Source organism: Pseudomonas sp. NBRC 111143, from assembly GCF_001320965.1.
Classification (GTDB): domain Bacteria; phylum Pseudomonadota; class Gammaproteobacteria; order Pseudomonadales; family Pseudomonadaceae; genus Aquipseudomonas; species Aquipseudomonas machongensis.
The window spans coordinates 209655-224451 of record NZ_BCBT01000001.1; the positions used below are offsets into that span (position 1 = coordinate 209655).

At 64.2% G+C, this 14797-nt stretch carries 13 protein-coding genes; 10 read left to right on the forward strand and 3 right to left on the reverse strand.

All coding sequences use genetic code 11. The features are described 5' to 3' along the window. Position 1: 1 nt before the first annotated feature. Positions 2 to 508, reverse strand: coding sequence for a MarR family winged helix-turn-helix transcriptional regulator (locus tag APH44_RS00825; protein WP_054890786.1), 507 nt, complete (start codon positions 506 to 508; stop codon positions 2 to 4). Between the two features lie 123 nt (positions 509 to 631). Here APH44_RS00825 and APH44_RS00830 point away from each other — a divergent pair, with 123 nt between their 5' ends. From APH44_RS00830 to APH44_RS00840, 3 genes are all read left to right on the forward strand, one after another. Then, complete coding sequence (locus APH44_RS00830) at positions 632 to 1444, forward strand: alpha/beta fold hydrolase (protein WP_054890787.1); 813 nt, start codon at positions 632 to 634, stop codon at positions 1442 to 1444. Continuing rightward, entirely contained in the window at positions 1437 to 2603 is a 1167-nt protein-coding gene (locus APH44_RS00835) for an MFS transporter (protein ID WP_054890788.1), read from the forward strand. The genes APH44_RS00830 and APH44_RS00835 overlap by 8 nt, the downstream gene beginning before the upstream one ends. 340 nt (positions 2604 to 2943) lie before the next feature. Next, positions 2944 to 4356, forward strand: coding sequence for a cytosine permease (locus APH44_RS00840; RefSeq protein ID WP_054890789.1), 1413 nt, complete (start codon positions 2944 to 2946; stop codon positions 4354 to 4356). Positions 4357 to 4432: 76 nt separating this feature from the next. Here the strand turns inward: APH44_RS00840 and APH44_RS00845 are convergent, their stop codons facing one another. Then, positions 4433 to 4726: a DUF1330 domain-containing protein gene (locus APH44_RS00845; RefSeq protein WP_054890790.1), complete on the reverse strand. Its 294-nt coding sequence runs from the start codon at positions 4724 to 4726 to the stop codon at positions 4433 to 4435. 77 nt (positions 4727 to 4803) lie between these two features. Here APH44_RS00845 and ribBA point away from each other — a divergent pair, with 77 nt between their 5' ends. From ribBA to APH44_RS00875, 6 genes are all read left to right on the forward strand, one after another. After that, entirely contained in the window at positions 4804 to 5916 is a 1113-nt protein-coding gene (ribBA, locus tag APH44_RS00850) for a bifunctional 3,4-dihydroxy-2-butanone-4-phosphate synthase/GTP cyclohydrolase II (protein WP_054890791.1), read from the forward strand. A 210-nt stretch (positions 5917 to 6126) separates the two neighbouring features. Further along, positions 6127 to 7152: an ABC transporter substrate-binding protein gene (locus tag APH44_RS00855; RefSeq protein ID WP_054890792.1), complete on the forward strand. Its 1026-nt coding sequence runs from the start codon at positions 6127 to 6129 to the stop codon at positions 7150 to 7152. After that, entirely contained in the window at positions 7149 to 8066 is a 918-nt protein-coding gene (locus APH44_RS00860; protein WP_054890793.1) for an ABC transporter permease, read from the forward strand. The genes APH44_RS00855 and APH44_RS00860 overlap by 4 nt, the downstream gene beginning before the upstream one ends. A gap of 6 nt (positions 8067 to 8072) precedes the next feature. Further along, positions 8073 to 8882: an ABC transporter permease gene (locus tag APH44_RS00865; protein WP_054890794.1), complete on the forward strand. Its 810-nt coding sequence runs from the start codon at positions 8073 to 8075 to the stop codon at positions 8880 to 8882. A gap of 18 nt (positions 8883 to 8900) precedes the next feature. Next, entirely contained in the window at positions 8901 to 10049 is a 1149-nt protein-coding gene (locus APH44_RS00870; protein ID WP_054890795.1) for an ABC transporter ATP-binding protein, read from the forward strand. 400 nt (positions 10050 to 10449) lie between these two features. Further along, complete coding sequence (locus APH44_RS00875; RefSeq protein ID WP_054890796.1) at positions 10450 to 11847, forward strand: cytosine permease; 1398 nt, start codon at positions 10450 to 10452, stop codon at positions 11845 to 11847. Between the two features lie 60 nt (positions 11848 to 11907). Here APH44_RS00875 and APH44_RS00880 read toward each other — a convergent pair whose 3' ends face one another. Next, positions 11908 to 12675 (reverse strand): class II aldolase/adducin family protein, encoded by a 768-nt coding sequence (locus tag APH44_RS00880; RefSeq protein WP_082420944.1) that lies wholly within the window; start codon positions 12673 to 12675, stop codon positions 11908 to 11910. Between the two features lie 141 nt (positions 12676 to 12816). Here APH44_RS00880 and APH44_RS00885 point away from each other — a divergent pair, with 141 nt between their 5' ends. Continuing rightward, positions 12817 to 14769: an FAD-dependent oxidoreductase gene (locus APH44_RS00885; RefSeq protein ID WP_054890798.1), complete on the forward strand. Its 1953-nt coding sequence runs from the start codon at positions 12817 to 12819 to the stop codon at positions 14767 to 14769. The last annotated feature ends 28 nt before the right edge of the window (positions 14770 to 14797 follow it).

The following is a 14797-nucleotide window of genomic DNA, read 5'->3' on the forward strand; positions in this document are numbered from 1 at the left end:
TTCATGGGATGGGATCGACGTCTTCGGGAAGCTTGGCCAGCATCAACTTGAGCATCTGCGCGAGAGCTTCACGTTCCTCGACCCGCAGCGGAGCGAGGAACTGGTTCTGCAGATCGGTGTGGCTGAAAACCGCTTTTTCGATGGCCGCAAGCCCTGCTGCGGTCAGCGCCACCTTGTAGCTGCGCTTGTCGGCAGGGTCGTGGATCTGCTCGACCATGCCCGCCTCCTTGAGGCGGCTCAGACGATTGGTCATCGCCCCGGAGGTGATCAACAACGAGTTGTACAGCTCGGTCGGGGTCAACTGGTACGGTGCACCGGAGCGGCGCAAGGTCGCCATGACATCGAACTCCCCCTCCTTGAAACCGTACTGCTCGAGCACCGCGCAACGGCGGCGCTCGAGGTGTTTCTGCAGGCGCGCCATGCGCCCGAAGACCTCCATGGACGAAGCATCCACGGAGGGCATCGCCTGCGCCCATTGCGCGACGACGAAATCGACATGATCTTTCATTGGCATAACCGTCCGTTCACCCTGAACTCCCCAAGGGCCACATCCCTGCCGCACCCCGGCACCTTCCAAGTATCTTAACGTTAAGTTATCTTGGTATGCACGAGGTATGAATCGGGAGGGAACATGGCGTTCTTCGAACACAACCGAAATCGCTATTACTACTTTGACGCCGGGGCCGGCACCCCCACCCTGCTCCTGCACGGGCTGGGCAACAGTGGCCGCGCCTGGACAGACCAGGTCGGGGCCCTGCTGCGCCTGGGCCATCGCGTCATCGTACCGGACCTGCTCGGCCATGGCGCGTCCAGCAATGCGCCGGAACACATCACGCCTCATCTGCAAGCCCAGGAGCTGATCGCACTGCTGGATCACCTCGGACTGGCCAGCACTCAGCTCATCGGGCTTTCGCTGGGCGGCATGATTGCCCTGGAACTGGCCTGCGCCTACCCGGATGCCGTGGACAAACTGGTGGTGGCCGCGTCCTTCGCCAGCATGAGCAGCACCGCGCGCCATCAACAGCTCGATGAGTGGGCCGAAAACCTTCGCCAGCCGGACGGCTGCCTGAAGCGCTTCAAGACAACATGGCCACAACTGGTCGGCAGTTCCTTCGCCGCCTCCAGCCAGGGGCAGAGCCTTTACCAGGCCTGGCATGCCCAGGCCGCGATGCAGCGGGCGCGCTGCCAGATCCACTGGTGCGAGGGTATGAAAACCTACGACCTGAACGATCGACTGTCACACATCCAGGCGCCCACCCTGGTACTTGGCACCGACGGCGACCGCATCAGTCCACCTGGCGAGGCCGAGGCCATTGCCAGCCGTATTGCTCACGCCCAGCTCATCACTCTTCCAGGCGACGGCCATGTCTTCAACGTTTCCCATGCCCCGGCCTTCAACCGGGCACTCAGTGGTTTCCTGCAGGAGCAACAGCGACATGGGTGATACACCCTCCAAGGCCAGCGTAGTGCTGCTGGCGATTCTGGTCGGCATCAACCTGCGGCCGATCATGGCCTCGGTCGGCCCGCTGCTCGATCTGCTACAGCGCGACCTGGGCCTGAGCAACTTCCAGGGCGGTTTGCTGACCACACTGCCGGTGATGATGATGGGCCTGTTCGCCCTCGCCGGCCCTTGGCTGCTGCGCCTGCTCGGCGAGGTCAAGGGCGTGGCCATCGGCATGACCCTGATTGCTGCGGCTTGCGCGGTACGTACCTATGTCGAGTCATCTAGCGCACTGATCGCCAGCGCTGCCGTAGGTGGCGTCGGCATTGCCGTGATCCAGTCGCTGATGCCTGCATTCATCAAGCGCAACCACCCGCAAAGCGCAGGGATGCTCATGGGGTTGTTCACTACGGGGATCATGGGCGGTGCAGCCATCGCCGCCGCCATTGCTGCTCCCAGCGCGGGCAAGCTGGGCTGGAACCTCACCCTCGGCTATGCCGCCATTCCGGCCATGATCGCGTTGATCGCCTGGCTGCTCGCCGCAGGCAACGTCCATGCCTATCCCACGGCGGCCGGCCTGCCCTGGCGCAGTGGCCGGGCCTGGCTGCTGCTGGTGTTCTTCGGGATTGGAACCGGGGCATACACCTTGGTGCTCGCCTGGCTACCCCCGTTCTACGTCGAGCTGGGCTGGACAGCGAAAAGTGCCGGCTACCTGCTCGGCGCGCTAACCATTACCGAGGTCATCGCCGGTTTGTTGGTGTCGGCGCTGATTCATCGTTTCCCGGATCGCCGTCAACCCTTGGCGCTGGTGATCCTGCTGCTGATCGGCGGGCTGGCCTGCCTGATGACGGCGCCACTGCAACTGACCGCCCTGGCCATCCTGTGCCTGGGTTTGGGCATCGGTGCCTTGTTCCCGCTGTCGCTGATCGTCACCCTCGATCATGCACGCTCACCGGCCGAAGCCGGGTCGCTGCTGGCCTTCGTGCAAGGGGGTGGCTACCTGATTGCAGCCTCGATGCCGGTGGTGGCCGGGCTGGTGCGCGATGAGTTCAGCTCGCTGCACTGGGCCTGGGCCGTCATGGGTGGCGGGGCTGTGTTGTTGCTTGCCTTGAGCGCCCTGCTCCGGCCGCTCAGCCAGCGAACAGTGGTCGCCCAGGCTTGATCCTCCCCCTCCGGGGCGCGTTCCAGCGCCCCGAACGCCCTCGCCGATTTTTCCTGACCCGCCCCACCTGCGCGCGCAAAGCACTCTTTTAGTGCAAAGGCGCCGCAACCGCCTCCCACCTACCCCGTCCCATGCGCGCTGCAGCCTGGTGGCACAGCCTTTGCGACGGTCTACCGTGCCCCATTCGCGAACTTAGTTTTTTTAACGTTCATGAGCACATATTTACTAATTTATCCATCTGCGCCCACGCCCCATGATCGCTTCCAACAAGAAAGCGTCGCCTTTTGCCGACGCGCATCCGGGCACCTGTGAAGTGCCCATCCTTGCCTTGGAGTCCGTCATGACCAGCGCAGCCACATCGGCACCTCTCATAGAAAAACACACGATCGGATACGTGCCCCCCGAAGACCGCCATGGAAAGGTAAAGGACTTGTTCACCCTGTGGTTCGGCGGCAACATCGCGCCGCTGCCCATCGTCACCGGCGCCCTGGGCGTGCAGCTGTTCCACCTCAACCTGATCTGGGGCATCGTCGCCATCCTGGTCGGCCATCTGGTCGGCGGTGTGCTGATGGCCCTGCACTCGGCCCAGGGCCCGCAGATGGGCATCCCGCAGATGATCCAGAGCCGCGCCCAGTTCGGCACCCTCGGCGCCTTGCTGGTGGTGGTGATCGCGGGGGTGATGTACATCGGCTTCTTCGCTTCCAACATCGTGCTGGCCGGCAAATCGCTGCATGGCGTGGTCGAAAGCGTGCCGGTGCCGGTAGGCATCGTCATCGGCGCCCTGGGCTCGGGGATCATCGGCATCATCGGCTACCGCTTCATCCATGTGCTCAACCGCATCGGCACCTGGGTGCTGGGCATCGGCATCGTGGTCGGCTTCGGCTACATCTTCACCCATGTGCAGAGCGATGACTTCCTGACCCGCGGCAGCTTCAACATTTCCGGCTGGCTGGCCACCGTGTCGCTGGCGGCGCTGTGGCAGATCGCCTTTGCCCCATACGTGTCGGACTACTCGCGCTATCTGCCGGCCGACGTGAAAGTGTCGTCGACCTTCTGGACCACCTACCTGGGCTCAGCCCTGGGTTCGAGCCTGTCGTTCATCTTCGGCGCAGTCGCCGTGCTGGCGATCCCCGCCGGGATGGACACCATGGACGCCGTGAAGCTGGCCACCGGCGCCATCGGCCCGCTGATGCTGGTGCTGTTCCTGCTCAGCGTGATCAGCCACAACGCGCTCAACCTGTATGGTGCGGTGCTGTCGATCATCACCCTGGTGCAGACCTTCGCGTATCGCTGGATCCCGACCGCCAAGACCCGCGCCGTGCTCTCGCTGATCGTGCTGGCCGCGTGCAGCGTGGTGGCCGTCTTCGCCTCGTCCGACTTCATCGGTCACTTCGTCGACATGGTCTTGGTGCTGCTGGTCGTGCTGGTGCCATGGACCGCGATCAACCTGATCGACTTCTATGCCATCCACAAGGGCGAGTACGACATCCAGTCGATCTTCAAGGTCGACGGCGGAATCTACGGGCGTTACAACCCTCAGGCGCTGATCGCCTACGCCGTCGGGATCGTGGTGCAGATTCCGTTCATGAACACGCCGCTGTACGTAGGCCCGGTATCGGAACACATCAATGGTGCCGACCTGTCGTGGCTGGTCGGGTTGGCGGTGACCACGCCGCTGTACTGGTGGCTGGCCAGCCGTGACAGCGCCTACCGTCGTCGCCAGGTGGGTGCCAAGCTCGCTGCCGGACATTGATGCATAGCGCTAGCCCTGCATTTGTGCAGGGCTAGCTGGTTTTTGTGCTGCCCTTTCTCGGCTGAATCGGGCGACTCTACGGCTCGAACCCTTCGACGATGATCACCTCGGCCTTGGCCACTCCCTGCCGATGTCGGCACGCCTCTTGATACAGATCAGACCGGTAGCAGGCCAGCGCCTGCTCGTACGAGTCGAATTCGATCACCACGCTGCGCTGCGGCGTCACTCTTCCCTCCATCGCCTCGCTCTTGCCACCCCGGGCCATAAAGCGCCCGCCAAATGCCACGAACGCCGCCGGCGCACGCTGGGTGTACTGCTGGTACTGCTCCGGGTCGGTAACGTCCACATGGGCGATCCAGTAAGCCTTCATCCGTCGCTCTCCTGTACAGGGTTATTTGTGTATTATGGTATACCATAAAAATCACCTGACCACAGCGAGCGTGCAGCATGGCTTTCAACAGCATCGAAGACCTTCTCGAAGACTACCGCCAGGGCAAGATGGTGCTGCTGGTGGACGACGAAGACCGGGAGAACGAAGGCGACCTGCTGATCGCCGCCGAGCGCTGTGACGCGCAAGCAATCAATTTCATGGCCCGCGAAGCACGCGGCCTGATCTGCCTGACCCTGACCGACGAACACTGCCAACGTCTGGGCCTTGAGCAGATGGTACCGACCAACGGCAGCGCGTTCAGCACGGCGTTCACGGTATCGATCGAGGCCGCCAGCGGTGTCACCACAGGCATCTCTGCCGCCGACCGCGCGCGGACCGTGGCCGCCGCCATGGCCGCAGACGCCCGCCCCGAGCACCTGGTCCAGCCTGGCCACATCTTCCCCCTGCGCGCCCGTGAAGGCGGCGTGCTGACCCGCGCCGGACACACCGAAGCCGGTTGCGACCTGGCGCGCCTGGCAGGCTTCGCACCGGCCTCGGTGATCGTCGAAGTGCTCAACGACGACGGCACCATGGCCCGCCGCCCGGACCTGGAGCTGTTCGCCGAGCACCACGGCATCAAGATCGGCACCATCGCCGACCTCATCCACTATCGCCTGAGCACCGAACAGACGGTCAAGCGCATCGGCGAGCGCGAGCTGCCAACGGTCCACGGCACGTTCCGACTGGTGACCTTCGAGGACCGTATCGAAGGTGGCGTGCACATGGCCATGGTGATGGGCGACATTCGCCGCGAGCAGCCGACGCTGGTACGCGTGCATGTCATCGATCCGCTGCGCGACCTGGTCGGCGCTGAATATGCAGGCCCTGCCAACTGGACACTGTGGGCGGCGCTGGAGCGGGTCGCGGCAGAGGGTGCCGGGGTGGTGGTGATCCTCGCCAACCATGAGTCCTCCCAGGCCCTGCTCGAACGCGTGCCGCAACTCACCCAGCCACAGCGCCCCTACCAGCGCGGGCAATCGAAGGTGTACTCGGAGGTGGGTACCGGCGCGCAGATCCTGCAGGACCTGGGCGTGGGCAAACTGCGCCACCTGGGCCCACCGCTCAAGTACGCAGGGCTGGCGGGGTATGAGCTGGAAGTGGTGCAGAGCATTCCATTCGAAGCTCACTGAATCTTGCGTCACCGACAGGATGACTGGTAACACCGAACGCTTGCCAAAAGCTTGGAATACCATAATATGATATCCCGTAGACCTTGAATCTGCCGGCCGCACCTACAATCACACAACGGCCACGAATTACCTGAGATAGCTGCTCCCGAACACAGTTGGCGGGCGCGACAAAAGCCCGCCTCGAATAACAAAAGCAACGAGGGCGTAACCATGCTGTTGAGCAAACGAGTCACCGCTGTGCTGTCCGCAAGCCTGCTGGCACTGGCCTGCCAGGCCCCCCAGGCCGCCGACAGCCTCAACTTCGTCAGTTGGGGTGGCACCACCCAGGACGCCCAGAAACAGGCATGGGCCGACCCTTTCAGCAAGGGCAGCAACATCAAGGTCGTACAGGACGGTCCGACCGACTACGGCAAGCTCAAGGCCATGGTCGAAAGCGGCAACGTGCAATGGGATGTGGTCGACGTCGAAGCCGACTTCGCCCTGCGGGCCGCCAGCGAAGGCCTGCTCGAACCCCTCGACTTCTCCACCATCCAGCGTGATCGCATCGACCCGCGCTTCGTCTCCGACCATGGCGTCGGCTCGTTCTTCTTCTCCTTCGTGCTCGGCTACAACGAGGGCAAGCTTGGGGCCAACAAGCCGGTCGACTGGAGCGCGCTGTTCGACACCAAGACCTACCCCGGCAAGCGTGCGCTGTACAAGTGGCCGAGCCCCGGCGTGCTGGAGCTGGCCCTGCTCGCCGACGGCGTACCTGCCGACAAGCTTTACCCGCTGGATCTGGACCGCGCCTTCAAGAAACTCGACACCATCAAGAAAGACATCGTCTGGTGGGGAGGCGGTGCCCAGTCCCAGCAATTGCTGGCCTCCGGTGAAGCCGCGCTCGGGCAGTTCTGGAACGGGCGCGTCTACGCGCTGCAGCAGGATGGTGCCCCGGTGGGCGTGAGCTGGAAGCAGAACCTGGTCATGGCCGACTTCCTGGTCATTCCCAAGGGCGCCAAGAACAAGGACGCGGCCATGAAGTTCCTCGCCAACGCCAGCAGCGCCAAGGGCCAGGCCGACTTCGCCAACCTTACCGCCTACGCCCCGGTGAACCTCGACAGCGTCGCCGAGCTCGACAAGAAACTCGCGCCCAACCTGCCAACCGCCTACGCCCAGGACCAGGTCACCCTCGACTTCGCCTACTGGGCCAAGAACGGCCAGGCCATCGCTGCGCGCTGGAATGAGTGGCTGGTCAAATGAAAGTCGCCATCAACGCCCTGCACAATGCCCAAGGTGCCGACCCCGGCACCGGCGCCCCGCGAGCGGCCGTGCGCCGCCCGCCACTGAGCCAGCGCTGGCGTGGCAGTCGCAACCTGCTGCCGGCCCTGTTGTTTCTCGGCCTGTTTTTCTTCGCGCCATTGATCGGCTTGCTGCTGCGCGGCGTGCTGGAGCCGGTGCCAGGGCTGGGCAACTACGAGCAGCTGTTCGCCAACTCAGCCTACGCGCGGGTGCTGTTCAACACCTTCTCGGTGGCGGGCCTGGTGACGGTGATCAGCGTATTGCTGGGCTTTCCGCTGGCCTGGGCGATCACCTTGGTGCCTCGTGGCTGGGGGCGTTGGCTGCTGAACATCGTGCTGCTGTCCATGTGGACCAGCCTGCTGGCCCGCACCTATTCCTGGCTGGTGCTGCTGCAAGGCTCGGGGGTGATCAACAAGCTGCTGATGGCGCTGGGCATCATCGATGCGCCGCTGGAAATGGTGCACAACCTCACCGGTGTGGTGATCGGCATGAGCTACATCATGATCCCGTTCATCGTGCTGCCACTGCAGGCGACCATGCAGGCCATCGACCCGATGGTGCTGCAGGCAGGCTCGATCTGCGGCGCAAGCCCCTGGACCAATTTCTGGAAAGTGTTCATCCCGTTGTGCCGTTCAGGCTTGTTCTCGGGTGCGCTGATGGTGTTCGTGATGTCGCTCGGTTACTACGTCACCCCGGCATTGCTGGGCGGTGCGCAGAACATGATGCTGCCCGAGTTCATCATCCAGCAGGTGCAGTCGTTCCTGAACTGGGGGCTGGCCAGCGCCGCCGCGGCACTGCTGGTGGTGATCACCCTGGTGCTCTTCTACCTGTACCTGAAGCTGCAGCCGGAATCCCCGGTCGGCAATGCGAGGTAATTCTTCATGCTCCTGTCCCCCAACGCCATGGGTCGCCCGCTGCGCACCGGCCTGTACCTGACCACCGGGATCATCGCTGCCTTCCTGCTGCTGCCGGTGGTGTTCATCGTCCTGCTGTCGTTCGGCTCCTCCCAGTGGCTGGTGTTCCCGCCCCCCGGCTGGACCTTCAAATGGTACGAACAGTTCTTCTCCAACCCCGAGTGGATGGACGCCGCGCTGGCCAGCCTCAAGGTGGCTGTGCTGACCACCTTCGCCGCCGTGGCCCTGGGCCTGCCGACTGCCTTCGCCCTGGTGCGCGGGCGCTTTCCCGGGCGCGAACTGCTCTACGGCCTGTTCACCATGCCGATGATCGTGCCGCTGGTGATCATCGCGGTCGCGGTCTACGCGCTGTTCCTGAAGCTGGGCTATACCGGCACGCTGTTCGCCTTCGTGGTCAGCCACGTGATCGTCGCCCTTCCCTTCACCATCATCTCGATCATCAACTCGCTGAAGCTGTTCGACCAGTCGATCGAGGATGCCGCGGTGATCTGCGGCGCCTCGCGGCTGCAGGCGATCGTCAAGGTCACCTTCCCGGCCATCCGCCCGGGCATGATCGCCGGCGGCCTGTTCGCCTTCCTGGTGTCGTGGGATGAGGTGGTGCTCAGCGTGATGATGGCCAGCCCCGACCTGCAGACCTTGCCAGTGAAGATGTGGACCACCCTGCGCCAGGACCTGAGCCCGGTGATCGCCGTCGCCTCGACGCTGCTGATCGGCCTGTCGCTGCTGGTCATGTTCATCGCCAGCGCCCTGCGCCGCCGCAACGAAACCAACGCCTGAGTGCCGGAGACAACAATAATGAGTGCAGTCATCAAAGAAGCCACGCACGGCAAGACCCTGGTCACCCTGCGCAACCTGAACAAGCACTACGGCGACTTCGCCGCGGTCGACAACATCAGCCTGGACATCCAGGACGGCGAATTCCTCACCTTCCTCGGCTCCAGCGGCTCGGGCAAGTCCACCACCCTGTCGATGCTGGCCGGCTTCGAGACCCCCAGCAGCGGCGAGATCCTGGTCGAAGGCCGCTCGCTGGTGAACGTGCCGCCGCACAAGCGTGACATCGGCATGGTGTTCCAACGCTACTCGCTGTTCCCGCACCTGAGCGTGCGCGACAACATCGCCTTCCCACTGACCATCCGCAAGCTGGGCAGCGCCGAGATCGCCAAGCGCGTCGATGCCATGCTCAAGCTGGTGCAGCTGGAAACCTTCGCACACCGACGCCCTGCCCAACTCTCCGGCGGCCAGCAACAACGCGTGGCGATCGCCCGAGCACTGGTGTACGAGCCACGCATCCTGCTGATGGACGAGCCACTCGGCGCCCTGGACAAGAAACTGCGCGAAGACCTGCAGGACGAGTTGCGCCAGTTGCACCGGCGCCTGGGCATCACCATCGTCTACGTCACTCATGACCAGGAAGAAGCCATGCGCCTGTCCCAGCGCATCGCCATCTTCAGCCACGGCAAGATCGTCGGTCTGGGCAGCGGTTACGACCTCTATCAGAACCCGCCAAACGCGTTCGTCGCCTCGTTCCTGGGCAACTCCAACTTCCTGCGGGTCACTGCCAGCAGCCATGGCGCGGCGGCGTTCGAAGGCCAGTCGTTGGCCATTCGCCTGACCTCAGGGCTGGCCGCTGGCCAGGACGCACTGATCATGGTCCGCCCGGAAAAAGCCCTGGCGTTGAGCACCGAGCAGGCAACCCGCGAGCCGCTGCCCGCAGGCTGGAATGAGGTGAACGCCAAGGTCGGCGAAGTCTTGTTCCTCGGCGAAAGCCAGACCTGCCACGTGGTGACGGCAGGCGGTACCGAGATGACGGTCAAGGCGCTGTCGGCGGCGGGCATGCCGATGCAGCCGGGCGATACGGTCAAGGTACGCTGGGCGGTGGCCGATGCCTGCGTGTATACCGAGTGGGCCGAGGGTGACCTGAGCAAGGCTGCCGGCGCACACTGACAGGCCTCTTCGCAGCACGCCGCTGTGGGAAATTCTGTCTTGCTCAAAATCTAAAGGTCTAGCCCGATCCCTGTGAGAGCGGCGGTTCGCCGCCGCGACTTGTCCCGCGCACACGGGCGTAGCCCGTGCCAGGCAGCGCGGTGTCTTTTCGCGGGTTAATGACCCGCTTCGCTCGTTTCGGCCTCTTCGCCACCTGTTCTGCCTTCCATTGCGCTACTGACGCTCGATGCAGATTCAGCATGTCGGGGGCTGCTGCACGGCCCTTTCGCGACAAGAGGCCACTGCTGCAGAAGTCGATTCCTATGCATTGACCATCTTGTATATACATGATGATATAAGAACGAAGTCATTCCTCTGGTTGCCCTAGCCGCCCTACAACAACAAACAAGCGGAGCCCCACATGCCCAGCAAGCCCGTGATCGAGCGGCGCTCGATCGACTACATTCCCGAAGCTGAACGCCATGGACGCGTGTACAGCCAGTTCACCCTGTGGCTGGGAGCCAATCTGCAGATCACCGCCATCGTGACCGGCGCCCTCGCCGTCGTGCTTGGCGGTGATGTGTTCTGGTCACTGATCGGCCTGCTGCTGGGCCAGGTGATCGGCGGAGCGGTCATGGCCTTGCACGCCGCCCAGGGGCCGCGGTTGGGGCTGCCGCAGATGATCTCCAGCCGCGTGCAGTTCGGCGTCTATGGCGCGGCCATCCCGATGGTGCTGGTGTGCCTGATGTACCTGGGGTTCACCGCCACCGGCACGGTACTGTCGGGCCAGGCCATCGGCCAGTTGCTCAGCGTCAGCGACAGCGCCGGCATCCTGATCTTCGCCGGCGTGATCGTGCTGGCCACCCTCGCCGGCTACCGCGTGATCCACTGGATCGGCCGCGTGGCCAGCGTGCTGGGGATCATTGCGTTCGTCTATCTGTTCAGCCGTATCCTGCTGCTCGCCGATATCGGCCAACTGCTGGACAACCGCCACTTCAGCTGGGCCTCGTTCCTGCTGGCGGTATCGCTGGCCGCCTCATGGCAGATCGCTTTCGGCCCCTACGTCGCCGACTATTCACGCTACCTGCCCAGCAACACCTCCGCGCTGAAGACCTTTCTCGCCGCCGGCCTGGGCTCGGTGATCGGCGCCCAGGCATCGATGATCCTCGGCGTGTTCGCCGCCGCCATTGCCGGCGGCCAGTTCTCGGGGCGTGAAGTGGCCTATATCGTCGGCCTGGGCGGCGCCGGTACCACCGCAGCGCTGCTGTACTTCGCCATCGCCTTCGGCAAGGTGACCATCTCCACCCTCAACAGCTACGGCAGCTTCATGTGCATCGCCACGATCATCAGCGGTTTTCGCGGCAGCCTGCAGATCAGCCGCCTGCAGCGCTTGCTGTTCGTGCTGGGCATCGTGGGTGCAGCGACGCTTGTGGCCCTGCTCGGCCAGCATTCGTTCCTGAGTGCATTCAAGTCGTTCATCCTGTTCCTGCTGACCTTCTTCGTGCCCTGGAGCGCGGTCAACCTGGTGGACTACTACTTCATCACCCGCGAGCGCTACGACATCCCTGCCCTGGCCGATCCCGACGGGCGCTATGGCCGCTGGAACTGGCCTGGCATCATCGTCTACAGCATCGGAGTGCTGATCCAGATGCCCTTCATCGACACCAAGCTGTACACCGGGCCCATGGTTGCGCACCTGGGCGGCGTCGATGTGTCGTGGCTGATCGGGTTGGTGGTGCCTAGCGTGCTGTATTACTGGGTTGCCCGGGGCAAGGCCAAGCACGCACCGGCGCAGTTGATCGAACCCCAGGCACGTTGACCGACGCCAGCGCGGTCTTTTGCAGGAGCGGCCTTTCGCGACACAAGGCCGCTCCTGCTGTCAGTCCCGATAATCCGGCGCCACTTTCTCCAGCAACCGCAACAGCGCCCCCCAGGCCAGCCCCATGGCATCCGGGTCCGCCAACTCACCGGGCTTGAGCGGCCGTGCCGGGGCATTGAACTGCCGCTCGGTATGCGCGCAGACCTCGGGCGATGGCAGCACCACCTTCCCGGCGCTCTGCGCCGCCAACTGGATCTCGCAGGCCTTATCCAGATAGAACATGCGCAGAAACGCCTCGCCCGCCGTGCGCCCCACCGTCAGCAACCCATGATTGCGCAGGATCATCACCGGCTTGTCGCCGAGGTCGGCGACCAGGCGCTGCTGCTCGCCCATGTCCAGGGCAACGCCCTCATAGTCGTGGTACGCGACCTTGCCGTAGAACTCCATGGAGATCTGGTTGACCGGTAGCAGCCCGCACTCAAGCGCCGCCACCGCGCACCCGGCGCGGGTGTGGGTGTGCAACACGCACTGGGCATCCTCGCGTGCGCCGTGGATGGCGCTGTGGATGACGAAGCCCGCCGGATTGACCGGGTACGGCGACGCCTCCACGGCGCGCCCTTGCAAGTCGATCTTCACCAGGTTGGACGCGGTGATTTCCTCGAACAGCAGGCCGTAGGGATTGATCAGAAAATGATGCTCGGGGCCGGGTATGCGCACCGAGATGTGCGTGAAGATCAGGTCCGTCATGCGGAAATGCGCAATCAGCCGATAACAAGCGGCCAGTTCCTCACGCAGGGTACGTTCGCTGGGGTGCATGGTGTCATCCAGGGTTGTTCTTGTGGGACGAGCTTACCCCGGTACGAGGGGATGAGCCGAAGCTAGTCCTGCCAAAGTAAAAAAACAAGTTGATTTTTTACTGAAGGTACACTTCCATGAAAAAAACAAGAACGCACGCTGGAGCCCGCACGCATGTCGACTGCCTTTGCTCACCTGTTCGAACCCTTGCAGATCCGTGGCAAACGCCTGAAGAACCGCATCATGTCCAGTGGTCATGACACCTGTCTGCCCACCGACAACCTGGTCAACGACAAGCTCGTCGCCTATCAACGCGCCCGCGCCGAGGGCGGCGCCGGCCTGATCGTGCTGCAGGTCGCCGGGGTGCACGACAGTGCGCGCTACACCTCGCACGTGCTGATGGCCACCGACGATGCCTGCATCGACGGCTACCGGCGCATCGCCCAGGCCTGTCATGCATACGGCACGGTGGTGCTGTCGCAGTTGTTCCATCCCGGCCGAGAGATCATGGAATCGGCCGATGGCCTGCTGGCGGTGGCCTACTCGGCCTCGGCGGTGCCCAACGAGCGCTTTCGCGTGATGCCGCGCGCCCTGGAACAGCCGATGATCGACGAAATCGTCCAGGGCTACGCCAGTGCAGCCCGGCGCCTGCACCAGGCAGGGCTGGATGGCGTCGAGGTGGTGGCCAGCCATGGTTACCTGCCCGCGCAGTTTCTCAACCCACGCGTCAACCGCCGCACCGATGGCTACAACGGCAACCTCGAAGCCCGCCTGCGTTTTCTGCGCGAAGTGCTGGCGGCGGTGCGTGCAGCCACTGACGAACAGTTCATCGTCGGCCTGCGCATCAGCGCTGACGAACGCGACAGCGAAGGGCTGAGCGAAGACGAATCACTGGCGGCCGCCATCGCGGTGCAGAACCAGGTCGATTACCTGCACATCGTCGCCGGCACCTCGGCCACCCTGGGTGGCGCGGTGCATATCGTCCCGCCGATGGCCATCGAGCCGGCCTACCTGGCCCGCGAAGCCGGCAGTTTCAAGTCGCGCCTGGACATCCCGCTGTTCGTCACTGGCCGTATCAACCAGCCACAGGAAGCCGAACAGATTCTCGCCCGCGGCCTGGCCGATGTGTGCGGCATGACCCGCGCGCTGATCTGCGACCCGCAGATGCCGGCCAAGACCGAACAAGGCCGTGTCGAGGACGTGCGCGCCTGCATCGCCTGCAACCAGGCCTGCATCGGCCATTTCCACCGTGGCCTGCCGATCTCCTGCATCCAGCACCCGGAAACCGGTCGCGAACTGCAGTACGGCAGCGTCACACCCGCGCCCCTGCGCAAGCGCATCCTGGTGGCCGGCGGTGGTCCGGCGGGCATGAAGGCGGCCATCGTCGCCGCCGCCCGAGGCCATGAGGTGACGCTGTACGAAGCGGGCCCGCAGCTCGGCGGCCAGGTGCTGCTGGCACAACTGCTGCCACGTCGCAGCGAGTTCGGCGGCGCCAGCACCAACCTGCAGCGCGAACTGGCACTGGCCGGGGTGCAGGTGGTGCGCAATACCCGCGTAGACCGCGCGCTGGTCGAGCGCGAACGGCCAGACCTGGTGATTGCTGCCACCGGCGCCGAGCCCTACTGGCCTGCATTCGAGCGCAGCGGCGAGTTGCAGGTGGTGGATGCCTGGCAGGTGCTGCGCAACGAGCACGCCCTGGGGCGCTCGGTGCTGGTGCTGGACTGGCGCTGCGACTGGATCGCCCCGGGCATCGCCGAACGCCTGGTGCGTGAAGGCCATCACGTGCAACTGGCGGTCAACGGTACTCACTGCGGCGAGAGCCTGCCGCTCTACGTACGTGACCAGATGGCCGGGGAACTGCACCGCCTCGGGATCCCCATCACCCCCTACGCCCGCCTCTACGGCACCGACGACAACACCGTGTATCTGCAACACACCGCCAGTGGCGAGCCCATGATCTTCGAACAGATCGACACCCTGGTGCTGTGCCTGGGTCACCAGCCTGTCGACACCCTGGCCCAGGAGCTGGCCGGGTTGGTCGAAGTACGGCGCATCGGCGACTGCCTGGCCCCGCGAACCGCTGAAGAGGCGATCCATGACGGCCTGGCGGTTGCCTGGTCGCTCTGAGGCTGGTCATACTCCCGGTTTTGCCGAT